Raw genomic sequence first — 13,464 nt, 5'->3', positions numbered from 1 at the left:
GGCGTTCTTGGTCTTGTCGAGCGAGCTCAGGAAGTAGAGCGTCAGGACCAGGATGATGAACGCGTTGAACAGGGCGCCCAGGATCTTGAGTCCGACCCCCAGCACGCCGCCGAAGATGCCGCTCAGGAAGTCGCCGTTGGCAACGTAGTCGCGGACCTTGGAGATGATGTCGTACTCGTCGTCGAGCTTCTGGATCTGCTTGTTCTTCTGCAGCTCGTCGAGCCAGCCGGGTGCGCTCTGGCTGATCGCGGTGACCTGGTCGGTGATGACCGGGACGATCGCGACGATGAAGAGCGCGACCGCCCCGAGGAAGGCGACGATGACGGCGGTCACCGCCAGGCTGCGGCGCAGACCGCGCCGCTCGAGGAACTCCACGGACGGGTTGAGCCCGGCGGCGATGAACAGGGCGACGACGATGAGCAGCAGCGTGGAGCCGATGCTCAGCAGCGCCGACCAGAGGAAGTAGGCGACCAGCACCCCGAGAGCGCCGAAGAAGCCGAGGTAGAACGGCGAGCGCTTCTCGAAGGGCTTGCCGGGCGTGCCGTAGTCGTCGGTGTGGACCTGCTCGACGACGGTCTCGGCGTGCTCGGCAGCCGCCTCGGCGTGCTCGGCCGCGGTCTCGGCCTGCTCCGCGGCGGTCTCGGCGTGGTCGGCCGCAGCCTCGGCCCGCTCGGCCGCCTCCTGGGCGGCCTGCGGGTCGTCGCTCAACTCTCGTCCTCGCCGAAACCAGCGACGACGTCGCGCAGGGAGGCGAGCTGGGCGGAGATCGCGTCACGACGCTTGGTGAGGCGGTCGAGCTCGGCGCGACGAGCGGCGATCTCGCGCTCGATCTCGACGGTGCCCGTCGAGGCCATGGACTCGGCCTGGCTGTGCGCGGTCGCCACGACCTGCTCGGCCTCACGACGGGCACGCGAGAGCGTCGCCTCGGCCTCGGCCTGGGCTGCCGCGCGGTTCTCGGTGGCCTGCTTGCTGGCCTGGCTGGCGCGCTCCTCGGCGGCAGCGGCCCGCTGCTCGGCCTCCTCGACGAGGCGGCGGGTCTCGGCGGTGGCGGAGTTGTGGTGGTCGGTGGCCTCGCGGGCCAGGCGCTCCTTCTCCACGGCGAGCGTGCGACGCGCCTCCTGGACCTCGCGGTCCGCGGCCGCGCGGGCCTGCTCGACCTCGCGGGTCGCCGACGTGCGCATCTCGCTGGTCTCCTGCTGTGCGGCCAGGCGCAGCTGGTCGGCCTCACGACGGGCAGCGGCCAGCACGTCCTCCGCCTCGGCCTTCGCCAGGGTGCGCTCCTGCTCGGCGTCGCCGAGCACGCGGATGCGGGTCTGGTCGAGCTCCTGGAGCTGGACCGAGCGCATGTCCTCGGCCTCCCGTGAGGCATCGGCGCGGATGGCCTTGGCGTCGCGCGCAGCCTGCTCGCGGATCTCGTTGGCGTCGCGCTCGGCCACGTCACGGATCTCCGTGGCCTCCTCCTCGGCGAGGCGCAGCATGGTGCTGGCGCGGCCACCGAGACCGGCGTAGGAGGGCGTCGCGTTCTCGGCGATCTGCGTCTTGGCGTCGGTGAGCTCGGCCTCGAGCTCGAGGACGCGGCGCTCGGACTCGGTCAGGCTGGCGCTCAGGCCGGCCTTGTCGCGGGCGAGCTGGTTGACCTGCGTGTCGACGGCCGCGCGGTCGTAGCCGCCGCGGCGTACGACGGGAAAGCCTCCGGCGGGCGCGCTCGCGATCGGAGCAGCGGCGCGGGCCGGAGCGGCTGGGGGTGCGACGGGCTGGGCGGCGGTGCGCTCGGCCGGCGGCGGCAGCACCGGCCTCTGGGCCGGCTTCTGCGCGGCGGGCCGGGCCTGCGACGGGGCGGGCTTCTGGGGCGCCGGGGATGTGGACGCGCCCTTCTGCTCGGACTGCACCGGGATGACCTGGGTCGCTTCCGCGTCAGGCTCGTCGGTCGCGGCGTCGGGCTCGTGGTCGAAGATGGACAGACCCTGGTCGCTCATGGGGGAGTTTCCTCGTCGCTGGTGGTGGGTGACGTGGCCATCTTCCACGATCCGGCTGAGAGAACCCACCCCGGCACACGGGCGGTCTCAGGGATGAGGGTGACGAGGGCGACTCGGCCCCGACCGCGGCGTCGTGCAGCCCGAAATTGGGCGGTGACCCGCCCCCCAGATGGGGGACGGGTCACCGATGATCGGGTGATGCGGGCTCAGACGCCGCGGAACCGGTTGATCGCGTCGAGGTGCTTGGCGCGCTTCTCGTGGTCGCGGACGCCAAGGCCCTCCTCGGGAGACAGGCACAGCACGCCGACCTTGCCCTGGTGGAGGTTGTGGTGCACGTCGAGCGCGGCCTGGCCGACCTCGTCGAGGGTGTAGGTGCGCGACAGGGTCGGGTGGATCTTGCCCTGGTCGATGAGGCGGTTGGCCTCGAACGCCTCGCGGTAGTTGGCGAAGTGGCTGGAGACGATGCGCTTGAGGTTCATCCACAGGTAACGGTTGTCGTACTCGTGCATGTAGCCGGTGGTGGAGGCGCAGGTGGTGATCACGCCGCCCTTCCGGGTGACGTAGACGGAGGCTCCGAAGGTCTCACGGCCGGGGTGCTCGAAGACGATGTCGATGTCCTCGCCGCCCGTGAGCTCACGGATCCGCTTGCCCAGGCGCTGCCACTCCTTGGGGTTCTGCTCGGTGCCCTCCTCGTTCCAGAACTGCCACTTCTCCTCGGAGCGGTTGATGATCATCTCCGCGCCCATGGAGCGCACGATGCCGGCCTTCTCCTCGTTGGAGACCACGCAGATCGGGTTGGCGCCGCCGTTGAGCGCGTACTGGGTGGCGAAGCCGCCCAGGCCGCCGGAGGCGCCCCAGATGAGGACGTTGTCGCCCTGCTTCATCTGACCGGCGTTCTTGGAGACCAGCTGCCGGTAGGCGGTGGCGTTGACCAGGCCGGGGGAGGCGGCCTCCTCCCAGGTGAGGTGGGCCGGCTTGGGCAGCAGCTGGTTGGACTTGACCAGGGCGATGTGGGCCAGGCCGCCGAAGTTGGTCTCGAAGCCCCAGATGCGCTGCTGGGGGTCCATCATCGTGTCGTCGTGGCCGGCGGGGTCCTCGAGCTCGACCGAGAGGCAGTGGGCCACGACCTCGGTGCCGGGCTTCCACCTGGTGACGCCGGGGCCGGTCTTGAGCACGACGCCGGCGAGGTCGGAGCCGACCACGTGGTAGGGCAGGTCGTGGCGCTTGGTGAGCTCGGAGAGACGGCCGTAGCGCTCGAGGAAGCCGAAGGTGGACACGGGCTCGAAGATCGAGGTCCACACGGTGTTGTAGTTGATGGCCGAGGCCATCACCGCGACGTAGGCCTCGCCGGGACCGAGCTCGGGCAGGGCGACGTCCTCGACGTGCAGGCTCGTGCGGGGGTCCTTGTCGCGGGTGGCGAGGCCCTCGAACATGTCGACCTCGTCCTTGTGGACCGTGACGGCCCGGTAGGACTCGGGGAGGGCCAGGTTGGCGAAGTCCTCGCTGCTGGTGTCTCCGGCTTGGATGGCGTCCAGGATGTTCTGCACGGGTGACTCTTTCCTCTGCTCGATGGTGCTGTTCGGGCTGGTCCGGCCCACTGGATTGGCCCGAAAGATACCGGTGGGTAACCGGATGTGGGGCGGAGTGTGCGGGTTGTCTCAGTGTGGGGCAGCGGCCGGCTCGACGAGCTCGACCAGGACACCGCCGGCGTCCTTGGGGTGCACGAAGTTGATCCGCGAGTCGGACGTGCCGCGCTTGGGGGCGTCGTAGAGCAGGCGCAGGCCGCGCTCGCGCAGGATCGCGCTGACCTGCTCCACGTCGGTGACGCGGTAGGCGACCTGCTGGCAGCCCGGTCCGGACCGGTCGATGTACTTGGCGATCGTCGACTGCTCGTTGAGCGGCGCGAGCAGCTGGACGCAGGAGCCGGAGTCGCCGACCGCCATCATGGCCTCGCGCACACCCTGCTCCTCGTTGACCTCCTCGTGGGCCAGCGTCATCCCGAAGGTGTCGCGGTAGAACGCGATGGCGACGTCGAGGTCGGGCACGGCCATGCCGACGTGGTCGATGGCGGTGAACAGGTGGGCGGGGACGTCGAGCGATGCGGTCATGGGGCTCATGGTCTTATGGCGAGCGCGTCGCCGCGACTTGTTGTGACGTGTGCCTCACGGCGTGGTCGCGGACACCCTCGCGGCGCGATGTGACTCGTGGGTATCGTCACGAGGGACCCATCTCGGCACCGCACATCACCGCTCATCTTGTGGAGGCACCCATGTCAGCATCCGTCATCGTCGCCGGGGCTCGTACCCCGATCGGTCGTCTGCTCGGAGGCTTCAAGGGCCTCACGGCCGCCGAGCTCGGAGGGCACGCCATCAAGGGCGCCCTGGAGAAGGCCGGAGTCGCCGGCGACCAGGTCGACTACCTGATCATGGGCCAGGTCATCCTGGCCGGTGCCGGCCAGAACCCCGCCCGCACCGCGGGCATCGCCGCCGGGCTCCCGCTCTCGCTGCCCTCGATCACGATCAACAAGGTCTGCCTGTCAGGCCTCAACGCGATCGCGACGGCCGACCAGATGATCCGCGCCGGAGAGGCCGACATCATCGTGGCTGGCGGCATGGAGTCGATGACCAACGCGCCCCACATCCTCCCCAAGTCGCGTGAGGGCTTCAAGTACGGCGACGTGTCGCTGGTCGACTCGATGGCCTACGACGCCCTCTTCGACCAGTCCACCCAGCAGGCGATGGGCGCGCTCACGGAGCAGTGCAACGCCGCGGGCACCAACCTGACCCGTGCGGAGCAGGACGAGTTCGCCGCGCAGTCGCACCAGAAGGCCGCTGCCGCCTGGAAGAACGGCGTCTTCGACGACGAGGTCGTCCCGGTCTCGATCCCGCAGCGCAAGGGTGACCCGGTCGTCATCAGCCAGGACGAGGGTGTGCGCGGTGACACCACCGCCGAGTCGCTCGCCGGCCTGCGTCCCGCCTTATACAAGGACGGCACCATCACCGCGGCCTCGTCCTCGCAGATCTCCGACGGCGCCTGCGCCGTCGTCGTCATGAGCAAGGCCAAGGCCGAGGAGCTCGGGCTGGAGTGGCTGGCCGAGATCGGTGCGCACGGCATGGTCGCCGGCCCCGACTCCACCCTGCAGATGCAGCCGGCCAACGCCACCGCCAAGGCCTGCGCCAAGGAGGGCATCGCCCCCACCGACCTCGACCTGGTCGAGTTCAACGAGGCCTTCGCGGCGGTCGGCATCGAGTCGGCCCGCTCGCTCGGCCTCGACGAGTCCAAGGTCAACGTCAACGGTGGTGCCATCGCCCTGGGTCACCCGGTCGGCATGTCCGGTGCCCGCGTGGTGCTGCACCTGGCGCTGGAGCTCAAGCGTCGCGGTGGCGGTGTCGGCGCGGCCGCCCTGTGCGGTGGCGGCGGCCAGGGCGACGCCCTGATCGTGCGCGTGCCGAAGGCCTGAGTGACCCTCGAGCCCACCGGGGGCCGACGCCGCTCGGCGTCGGTCCCCGATCTCGTCTCCGGAGCCCTGGCTGGCCAGGCCCGCTCGGTCGCCCGGCTGATCTCGCTGGTCGAGGACGAGTCGCCGCTGCTGCGCGAGGTGATGGCGGCGCTGGCCCCGATCACGGCCTCCGGCCCGCGGGCGCACGTCGTCGGCATCACCGGCTCCCCGGGCGTCGGCAAGTCGACGTCGACCAATGCCCTGGTCGGTGAGCTGCGCCGCCAGGGCAAGCAGGTCGGCGTCCTCGCGGTCGACCCGTCCTCCCCGTTCTCCGGGGGAGCGCTGCTGGGGGACCGGGTCCGGATGCAGGACCACGCCTCCGACCCGGGCGTCTTCATCCGATCCATGGCCTCGCGCGGCCACCTCGGTGGTCTGGCCTGGTCGACACCGCAGGCCCTGCGCGTGCTCGACGCGGCCGGCTGCGACGTCATCGTGGTGGAGACCGTCGGCGTCGGCCAGAGCGAGGTCGAGGTCGCCGGCCTCGCCGACACCACGATGGTGCTCCTCGCGCCGGGCATGGGCGACGGCATCCAGGCGGCCAAGGCCGGCATCTTGGAGATCGGCGACGTCTACGTCGTCAACAAGGCTGACCGCGACGGTGCCGACTCCGTGCGCCGTGACCTGCGCTCGATGCTCAACCTCGCCGAGCGCCGCGAGGGCGCGTGGCAGCCGCCGATCCTCAAGACCGTCGCGCAGAAGGGCGAGGGGGTGGACGAGGTCGCCGCCGCCCTCGACGAGCACCTGGCGTGGCTGGAGGCGACCGGCGAGCTCACGCGCCGTCGTACGCGCCGGGCGAGGGACGAGATCGAGGCGATCGCGCTCACCGCGCTGCGCCGTGGGTGGGGCGACGTGCACGGCCGCTCCGAGCTCGACGAGCTCGCCGCCGCCGTGGTGGCGGGGGAGTCGGACCCCTATGCGGCCGCCGACCGGCTGCTGGAGTCCTTCACGGGCTGAGGGCGCGCCTGCCGCGTGACCAGAGTGATCAGTGGTACGAATGTATCGATCCATTCTCTCGGGCTCATGATGGAGACTCTCTCGTGAACAAGGTGCTCATCGCCCTGGTGGTGCTGTTCCTCGGCTTCTGGATGTTCACCGACCCCAGTGGCCTCGCCGACACGACCGGCGCCGCAGGCGGGCAGGTCGCCGACTGGGGCAGCCAGCTCTTCCGCGCGGTCATCGACTTCTTCGGTGAGCTGTAGGCGCTGCGCGTGGGGCTGCTGACCTCCTGGGGTGACCCGAAGATCTCCCGCCACCTCCTGCGCGAGGAGGGGGAGGTCATCGTCGACGAGGTCCGCCACCACTGGGTCGCCTACCTGCGCCCCGGCCTCGAAGGGCTCCTGGGGCTGGTCGCCGTCGTCGCGGTGCCCTTCGTGCACGTCGACATCGGCTGGCTCTTCCTGGTGGTCGCCGCGGTGCTCGGGGCGCGGGCCGCGTGGGGGATCCTGCGCGAGCGGCGCGACCGCTTCGTGATCACCAACATGCGGGTCTTCCGGGTGCACGGCGTGCTGTCGACCCACCTCGCGACGATGCCGCTGAGCCGGATCCTCGACATCAGCGTCGTGCGTCCGCTGCACGGGAGGGTGCTCGGCTTCGGGCACTTCTGCTTCGAGTCGGCCGCGCAGGAGCAGGGGCTGCGCGACATCCGCTACGTCGGGCGGCCCGACGAGCGGGACCTCGCCATCCAGCGGGTCGTCCAGCGCTCGGGCCTGCGTGGCCCGCGCGTCGTCAACTGAGGTCGCGCGTGCGGCCGTGGCCGACACCTGCTCCAATCAACGGGTGACCCTCGCCCAGCACCTGGCCCGCCTGCCCGCCGACCCGCGCATCGTCGTCACGGGCAACCATGCGACCCCGTGGACGACGCTGGGTCTCGTGGACGAGCTGGTGCCGTCGTACCGGCTGTGGGTGCTGAACGCCCAGCACGGTGTGCCCGACCGTGAGGGCGTCACGCTCGAGACGTCGTTCGTCGGTCCGGGCATGCGGCGCAGCCCTCGCCTGTCCTACGTGCCGTCGCGGCTCTCGCTGGTGCCGGCCCTCTTCGCGGGCCCGCTGGCGCCGCACGCCGTCGTCCTCCACACGACCCGCCCCCGGGGCGGCAAGGTGTCGCTGGGCGTGGAGGTCAACGTGCTGCCGGCCGCGATCGAGGCCGTGCGGCGCGCCGGAGGTGTCGTCGTCGCCCAGGTCAACGACCAGATGCCGTGGACCTTCGGCGACGCCGAGGTCGACGTCGAGCACATCGACGTCATGGTCGAGGTGGACGAGCCGCTCCTGCACGCCACCGGGAGCCCGATCGACGCAGCGTCGGCCCGGATCGGGCAGGAGGTCGCGGCGCGGGTCGGGGACGGGGCGACCCTCCAGGCCGGGATCGGCGCGGTCCCCGACGCCACCATGCGGGGCCTGGTCGCCCGGCGGGGCCTGCGGATCTGGACCGAGATGTTCTCCGACAGTGTCCTGGCGCTGGAGCGGGCCGGCGCACTGGAGCGGCAGGTGCCGATCACCGCGTCGTTCCTGTTCGGCTCGCCCGAGCTCCTCGACTGGGTCGACGGCAACGAGCGGGTGCGGATGGTGCGCACCGAGGTCACCAACGACCCGGCGCTGATCTCGCGCAACCCGGCCATGGTCAGCGTCAACACCGCCCTGCAGGTCGACCTCTTCGGGCAGGCCAACGCGTCGCGGATCGACGCGCGCATCCACTCGGGCTTCGGGGGGCAGACCGACTTCATCGTCGGTGCGCTGCACTCGACCGGGGGACAGGCCTTCATCGCGCTGCGCTCCTGGCACCCCAAGGCCGACTGCTCCACCGTCGTCGCGCTGGTCGACGAGCCGGTCACGTCCTTCCAGATGAGCGCGATCGTGACCGAGCAGGGCATCGCCGACGTCTTCGGCCGCGACCAGCGCGAGCAGGCGCGCCAGATCATCGAGCATGCCGCCCATCCGTCCGTGCGCGACGACCTGCGCGAGGAGGCGGTCGGGCTGGGCCTGGCGTGAGCGCTGCAACATCGCGCCGACTCGGCGTACGGGCTGCAACATCGCGCCGACTCGGCGTACCTGCCCGAGCGTCGCGCGACGGCCTCCCTAGGATTGGCCCCATGACCCAGCAGCCGTTCACCCGTCCCGGAGCGATCGACCTCTCCGCCCTCAAGCGCCCGGCCGCGCCTGCCCCGACAGGTGGAGGCCCCGGGCGCGGCGGACCCGGTGCAGCTCCGGGGGCAGCGTCCGCTGCCGGCGCGGGGGGAGCACCGACCGGCACGTCGTCCTACGCGCTCGACGTGACCGAGGAGAACTTCCAGGCCGTCGTCGAGCAGTCGATGACCGCGCCGGTCATGCTCGCGTTCTACTCCCGCACACGGATGCCCGAGAGCGGTCAGCTGGCCGACGACCTCGCGGCGCTGTCGGGGGAGTTCGAGGGCAAGTTCCTCGTCGGTCTCGTCGACATCGACGCCGCACCGGGCATCGCGCAGGCCATGCAGATCCCCTCGATCCCGCTCGTGGTGGCCGTCCTCGACGGCCGGCCCGCGCCGCTGCTGCAGGACGCCCTGCCGATCGAGGAGCTCCGCGCCACGCTGACCCAGGTGATGCAGGGTCTCGCCGCCCAGGGCATGACCGCGCGGCACCAGCCGCTGCCCGGCTCACCGGCGCCCGAGGAGTCCGACGGCGAGCCGCAGGCCGATCCGCGCTACGCCGCGGCCGAGGACGCCCTCGGTCGAGGCGACGTGGACGCCGCGGTCGCGGAGTACCAGAAGCTCGTCGCCGCCAACCCCGCCGACGTCGAGGCCGCGGGCGGCCTCGCGATGGCGAAGGTGCTGCAGCGCACCCAGGGCGTCGACCCGGCCGCCGCCCGTGCCGCCGCCGACGCGGCCCCCGACGACGTCGAGGCACAGACCCTCGTGGCCGACCTCGACCTCCTCGACGGTGCTGTCGACGACGCCTTCGGTCGCATCGTCGAGCTGGTGCGCCGGTCCGCGGGCGAGGAGAAGAACGCCGCCCGCGAGCACCTGCTGGGCCTCTTCGCGGCCGTGGGCAACGACGACCCCCGCGTCCTCAAGGGGCGCCAGTCGCTCGCGTCCGCCCTGTTCTGAGCGCCGCGTGACCTCGGGGGCCGGCTACCTGCTGCGCGGTTTCGGCCTGTGGCGGCGACGCCCCGGCCTGATGCTGCTGGGGATGCTCCCGGCGTTGCTGGTCTTCGCTGTCCTGGCGACCGCCTTCGTGGTGCTGCTGCTCCGGCTCCCGGAGCTGGTGGGATGGCTGACGCCCTTCGTCGACGGCGCGTCCGACCTCGTGCGCACCCTGGTGCGGGTGGGCCTGGCGTTGGCGCTCGTGCTGGGCTCCCTGGCCCTGGCGGCGTCGACCTTCGTGGGCGTGACCCTGGCCGTCGGCGACCCCTGCTATGCCCGCATCTGGCGCGAGACCGAGCTGATGCTCGGGGGCGAGGTGCCCGACGCCGAGGTCGGGGCGTGGCGGGCCGTCCGGGACGGCCTCGTGCTCGTCCTCGGCAGCGCGCTCGCGGGGCTGCTGGTCGTCATCGCGGGATTCCTCCCCCTGGTCGGGGCCCTGCTGGGTGCCGTGCTCGGCCTCGTCGTCGGGGGGTGGCTTCTGGCCCGCGACCTGCTGGGGCGGCCGTTGGAGGCGCGCGGTCTCGATGCCCGGGGGAGGGCCGACCTCGCAAGAGGACAGCGGGGGACCGTGCTCGGCTTCGGGATCGCCGTGCAGGCGTCGTTCCTCGTGCCGCTGGGGGCGGTGCTGGTGATGCCGGCCGCGGTCGCCGGCGCCACGATGCTGGCCCGCGACCTCGTCGCGACCGGGCCTCACGTCCGGGTCTAGACAAGGTCCTCGTCACGCGTGCCCCCCGGGCCGGTGGCGCGTTGTCCTGGCACACGAACCCCCGGACGAACAGGTGCTGATGTGCTCACCACTCTCGACATGGGTCTGCACCACGCGGTGCTCGACCTGGCCAGCGGCGATGGCTTCCTGATCCTCCCCTTGCCACGCACCGACGTGGTGCTGGAGGGGGAGTCCCTGCACCGTGCCGACTTCCTGGCTGCGCTCGAGGAGCTCGACTACCGCGGCTGGTCGCTCAGCGAGCGGGACCCGGACGGCATCGCCCGCACCTACCAGGGCTTCACCTACGACGGCCGCGCGCTGGTCAGCCTCTACGGCAAGGATCCGCTGCTGCCCGACCTCGCCTTCGCAGCCCGGATCGACGCGTGGACCGCGGTCAAGCGCGTCGCCCGCGACCACCGTACGCCCTACCTCCGCGACGGCCAGGACTCCTTCTAGCTCGCTGAGCCCGCCGATCCAGCCAGTGCCGCCAGCACGGCGGAGACCGCCGGCGACGTGGTCATGCTGCGGCGGTGCACGGCGATCACCTCGCGGGTCGGCACCGGGTCATGAGCCGGTACGGCGACGAGATCGGTGTGCAGCTCGGTGCGACCCAGGCGCGGCACCAGGGCGATCCCGAGGCCCGCGCGCACCAGCGCGAGGTGGCTGTCGAACTCCATCGACTGGTGCGCGATGCGGGGCAGGCGCCCCGTGCCGTCGTACATCCGGGTGAGCCACTCGCGGCAGATCGTCCCGTCGTGCGTGGCGATCCAGCCCTCGTCGACGAGGTCGTGCGGGCTCACGCGGGCGCGTCCGGCGAGCGGGTGCTCGCGGTGCACGATCACGTCGGCGACGTCGTGGGCCACCGTGGTGGCCACGAGGTGCTCGGGGATGGCCAGGGCCACGTCGCCCCAGCGGTGCACGACCCCGACCTCGTAGTGACCCGCGGCCACCAGGTCGACGGTGTCCCACGGCTCGCGCTCCGAGAGGCTCAGCGTGAGGTCGGGGTGGGCGTCGCGCAGCGTGCGCACGACCGGGGCGACCAGTCCGCGCATCGCGGTGGAGAAGGCCGCCAGCCGCAGGTGACCGGCGACGGTCGCGGCCTGGCGGTGCAGCCCCGCCTCGATCTCCTCGAGGTCGGTGAGCAGCCGACCGCCGGCGTCGACGAGGTGACGGCCGTGGCTGGTCAGCATCACGCCGCGGCCCACGCGCTCGAGCAGCGGGACGCCGGTCTGCTTCTCCAGCCGCTTGACCTGCTGGGACACCGCGCTGGGGGTGAACCCCAGCGCCTCGGCGGCCGCGACCACGGAGCCGTGGGTGTCGACGGCGCGCAACGAGCCGAGGGCGGCGAGATCGATCATGCAGGGATGCTACGCGATCAGGCACACCAACATTCGCTGGTGCTTACGAGTCATGCCCGTCAGGCTGAAGCACGTGACCCGTCGTGACTCCCTCCTCGCTGCCCTCGTCGCCACGGTCTGGGGCTTCAACTTCGTGGTGATCGACTGGGGGATGGTCGGTGTGCCGCCGCTGCTGTTCCTCGCGCTGCGCTTCGCGCTCGTGGTCTTCCCCGCGGTCCTGCTGGTGCCACGGCCGGCCGCGAGCTGGCGGGTGGTCGCCCTGGTCGGCACGTTCATGTCGCTCGGCCAGTTCGGCTTCCTGTACGTCGGGATGGCCGCCGGCATGCCGCCCGGCCTCGCGGCGCTGGTCCTGCAGTCCCAGGTGATCTTCACCGTCGTGATCGCCGCAGGCGTCCTGCGCGAGCGGCCGACGGCCGCCCAGGCGGTCGGCGTGGGGCTCGGCTCGCTCGGCATGCTCGTCGTGGCCCTGGGTCGAGGAGGCCACGTGCCGCTGCTGGCGCTCGCGCTGTGCCTGCTGGCCGCGCTGTCCTGGGGCATCGGCAACGTGGTCGCGCGGGCGGCGCGGGTCAGTGGCGGGCTGTCGCTGACGGTGTGGTCGGGCCTCGTGGTGCCGCTGCCCCTGCTCGCGCTCTCGCTGGTGCTCGACGGCCCGGCGGCGATCGCCGACGGGGTGGCGTCGTTCGGCTGGGAGGTGCTGGTCTCGACGCTCTACACCGCCGGGTTGGCCTCGCTCGTGGGCTACGGGATCTTCAACGGCCTGCTCTCACGCAACCCGTCGGCGGCCGTGGTGCCGTGGGTGCTGCTCGCCCCCGTCGTCGCGATGGCGTCCGCATGGCTGCTGCTGCACGAGGTGCCGACCGCCGCGGAGCTGGCCGGCGGTGCCGTGGTCGTCCTCGGCGCGCTGGTCGCCCTGCGTCCCCGGAGTCCGGGTGCTGCCTCAGCGGCCGGACTCGGTGTAGGCGGGACCCCCGTCGGGGTGAGCGAGGTTGGCGAGCGCGGCGTCGATGCGGCGGGCGGTGAAGTCGGCGCAGCGCTCGTGGGCCTGTCCGGTGGTGAGGAACTCCGCCGAGCGGATCTCCCGGGCCTGCTTGACGATCCGGTCGGTGATCGCGGCCTCGTGGACCCCGCCGTCGAAGACCAGGCAGAGCGCGTCGTCCCATCCGCCCCACGGCGGTAGCCAGTCGGTCAGCACGAGAGGTCCGGCCGGGATCGTCAGGCCGAGCTCCTCCTCGACCTCGCGGGAGACCGCGAGCTGCGGTGACTCGCCGACCTCGACGACACCGCCGGGCAGGTCCCAGTCAGCCTTGTAGGTCAGCTGGCAGACCAGCACCCGGCCCTCGGTGTCGCGCACGAGCATCTGGCTGATCGCGCGCTTGCGCGGCAGGAAGGAGTTGAGCAGCGCGCGGAACCCGCCGGGCTCGTCGACCGCGATGTCGGAGCTCAGCCGGGCATAGACCACGTGGTCGCCGTCGACGCCGCGCATGATGCCCTCGCGGCGCATCCCGGACCAGGTCGCCACCCGCTGCGCCGCCTCGTCGTCAGCCGGGACGTGGGTCTCCACACGGCCGTGAGCCTCGAGGGCCGCCGCGACCTCACGTCGTACGGCGTCGAGGGTGGTGGTCCAGTCGGACTCCGCGAGCGCCGGGGCCCAGACGATGCGGGCGACGCCGTCGGCGACGGTCTCGGTGCTCGGCTCCTGACTCACGCGACAACCCTAGTGTCCGACCCCAGGCCTGGCCGGGGGGGGGGGGGGGGGGGGGGCCCACACCCCCCCCCGGGCGGGGGGGGGGGGGGGGGGGGGGCGGGGGGGGGG

14 protein-coding genes and 1 pseudogene are annotated in these 13,464 nt (G+C 72.0%); 9 read left to right on the top strand and 6 right to left on the bottom strand.

Annotated features, from left to right (window positions below; all coding sequences use genetic code 11):
- The 4 genes from RMN98_RS11330 to mce all read right to left on the bottom strand — a co-directional run.
- On the bottom strand, positions 1 to 708 hold a 708-nt coding region (locus tag RMN98_RS11330; RefSeq protein ID WP_309648921.1), incomplete at its 3' end, for an AI-2E family transporter.
- Positions 705 to 1,976 (bottom strand): hypothetical protein, encoded by a 1,272-nt coding sequence (locus RMN98_RS11325; RefSeq protein WP_309648920.1) that lies wholly within the window; start codon positions 1,974 to 1,976, stop codon positions 705 to 707. The genes RMN98_RS11325 and RMN98_RS11330, both read right to left, overlap by 4 nt.
- 206 nt (positions 1,977 to 2,182) lie before the next feature.
- Complete coding sequence (ccrA, locus tag RMN98_RS11320) at positions 2,183 to 3,523, bottom strand: crotonyl-CoA carboxylase/reductase (RefSeq protein WP_309648919.1); 1,341 nt, start codon at positions 3,521 to 3,523, stop codon at positions 2,183 to 2,185.
- A 111-nt stretch (positions 3,524 to 3,634) separates the two neighbouring features.
- On the bottom strand, positions 3,635 to 4,084 hold the full coding sequence (gene mce / locus RMN98_RS11315) for a methylmalonyl-CoA epimerase (protein ID WP_309648918.1): 450 nt from the start codon (positions 4,082 to 4,084) through the stop codon (positions 3,635 to 3,637).
- A 161-nt stretch (positions 4,085 to 4,245) separates the two neighbouring features.
- On the opposite strand from mce, the gene RMN98_RS11310 reads away from it, so the two are divergent.
- From RMN98_RS11310 to RMN98_RS11275, 8 genes are all read left to right on the top strand, one after another.
- Positions 4,246 to 5,436, top strand: coding sequence for an acetyl-CoA C-acetyltransferase (locus RMN98_RS11310; RefSeq protein WP_309648917.1), 1,191 nt, complete (start codon positions 4,246 to 4,248; stop codon positions 5,434 to 5,436).
- Positions 5,437 to 6,429, top strand: a complete 993-nt coding sequence (gene meaB, locus RMN98_RS11305; protein ID WP_309648916.1) for a methylmalonyl Co-A mutase-associated GTPase MeaB — start codon at positions 5,437 to 5,439, stop codon at positions 6,427 to 6,429.
- An 83-nt stretch (positions 6,430 to 6,512) separates the two neighbouring features.
- Positions 6,513 to 6,674 (top strand): hypothetical protein, encoded by a 162-nt coding sequence (locus tag RMN98_RS11300; RefSeq protein ID WP_309648915.1) that lies wholly within the window; start codon positions 6,513 to 6,515, stop codon positions 6,672 to 6,674.
- A gap of 18 nt (positions 6,675 to 6,692) precedes the next feature.
- Entirely contained in the window at positions 6,693 to 7,208 is a 516-nt protein-coding gene (locus RMN98_RS11295; RefSeq protein WP_397209411.1) for a PH domain-containing protein, read from the top strand.
- A gap of 43 nt (positions 7,209 to 7,251) precedes the next feature.
- Positions 7,252 to 8,460: an acetyl-CoA hydrolase/transferase C-terminal domain-containing protein gene (locus RMN98_RS11290; protein WP_309648913.1), complete on the top strand. Its 1,209-nt coding sequence runs from the start codon at positions 7,252 to 7,254 to the stop codon at positions 8,458 to 8,460.
- Between the two features lie 101 nt (positions 8,461 to 8,561).
- Positions 8,562 to 9,551, top strand: a complete 990-nt coding sequence (locus RMN98_RS11285) for a tetratricopeptide repeat protein (protein ID WP_309648912.1) — start codon at positions 8,562 to 8,564, stop codon at positions 9,549 to 9,551.
- A gap of 7 nt (positions 9,552 to 9,558) precedes the next feature.
- Complete coding sequence (locus RMN98_RS11280; RefSeq protein ID WP_309648911.1) at positions 9,559 to 10,293, top strand: EI24 domain-containing protein; 735 nt, start codon at positions 9,559 to 9,561, stop codon at positions 10,291 to 10,293.
- Positions 10,294 to 10,374: 81 nt separating this feature from the next.
- Positions 10,375 to 10,749 carry a hypothetical protein gene (locus RMN98_RS11275; protein WP_309648910.1) on the top strand — a complete coding sequence of 125 codons (375 nt, stop codon included), beginning with the start codon at positions 10,375 to 10,377 and terminating at the stop codon, positions 10,747 to 10,749.
- On the opposite strand, the gene RMN98_RS11270 is transcribed toward RMN98_RS11275, so the two are convergent.
- Positions 10,746 to 11,651, bottom strand: coding sequence for a LysR family transcriptional regulator (locus RMN98_RS11270; RefSeq protein ID WP_309648909.1), 906 nt, complete (start codon positions 11,649 to 11,651; stop codon positions 10,746 to 10,748). The two genes, RMN98_RS11275 and RMN98_RS11270, sit on opposite strands and share 4 nt — an antisense overlap.
- On the opposite strand from RMN98_RS11270, the pseudogene RMN98_RS11265 reads away from it, so the two are divergent.
- Positions 11,650 to 12,552: pseudogene (locus tag RMN98_RS11265) on the top strand (EamA family transporter); the annotation flags it as partial. The gene RMN98_RS11270 and the pseudogene RMN98_RS11265 overlap by 2 nt on opposite strands.
- Before the next feature lie 36 nt (positions 12,553 to 12,588).
- Here the strand turns inward: RMN98_RS11265 and RMN98_RS11260 are convergent.
- Positions 12,589 to 13,356: an NUDIX hydrolase gene (locus tag RMN98_RS11260; RefSeq protein WP_309648908.1), complete on the bottom strand. Its 768-nt coding sequence runs from the start codon at positions 13,354 to 13,356 to the stop codon at positions 12,589 to 12,591.
- Positions 13,357 to 13,464: the final 108 nt, after the last annotated feature.

Origin of the sequence: Nocardioides sp. (assembly GCF_031397825.1) — a bacterium.
Classification (GTDB): Bacteria; Actinomycetota; Actinomycetes; order Propionibacteriales; family Nocardioidaceae; genus Nocardioides.
Note: the sequence above shows the minus strand (reverse complement) of the source record. Positions and strands in the feature narration are given on the sequence as shown.

What these genes read in the sequence shown, in the direction of transcription:
- RMN98_RS11325 (WP_309648920.1), bottom strand. Translation starts at nt 1,976, where the DNA reads ATGAGCGACCAGGGTCTGTCCATCTTCGACCACGAGCCCGACGCCGCG.
- mce (WP_309648918.1), bottom strand. Translation starts at nt 4,084, where the DNA reads ATGACCGCATCGCTCGACGTCCCCGCCCACCTGTTCACCGCCATCGAC.
- RMN98_RS11310 (WP_309648917.1), top strand. Translation starts at nt 4,246, where the DNA reads ATGTCAGCATCCGTCATCGTCGCCGGGGCTCGTACCCCGATCGGTCGT.
- RMN98_RS11285 (WP_309648912.1), top strand. Translation starts at nt 8,562, where the DNA reads ATGACCCAGCAGCCGTTCACCCGTCCCGGAGCGATCGACCTCTCCGCC.
- RMN98_RS11270 (WP_309648909.1), bottom strand. Translation starts at nt 11,651, where the DNA reads ATGATCGATCTCGCCGCCCTCGGCTCGTTGCGCGCCGTCGACACCCAC.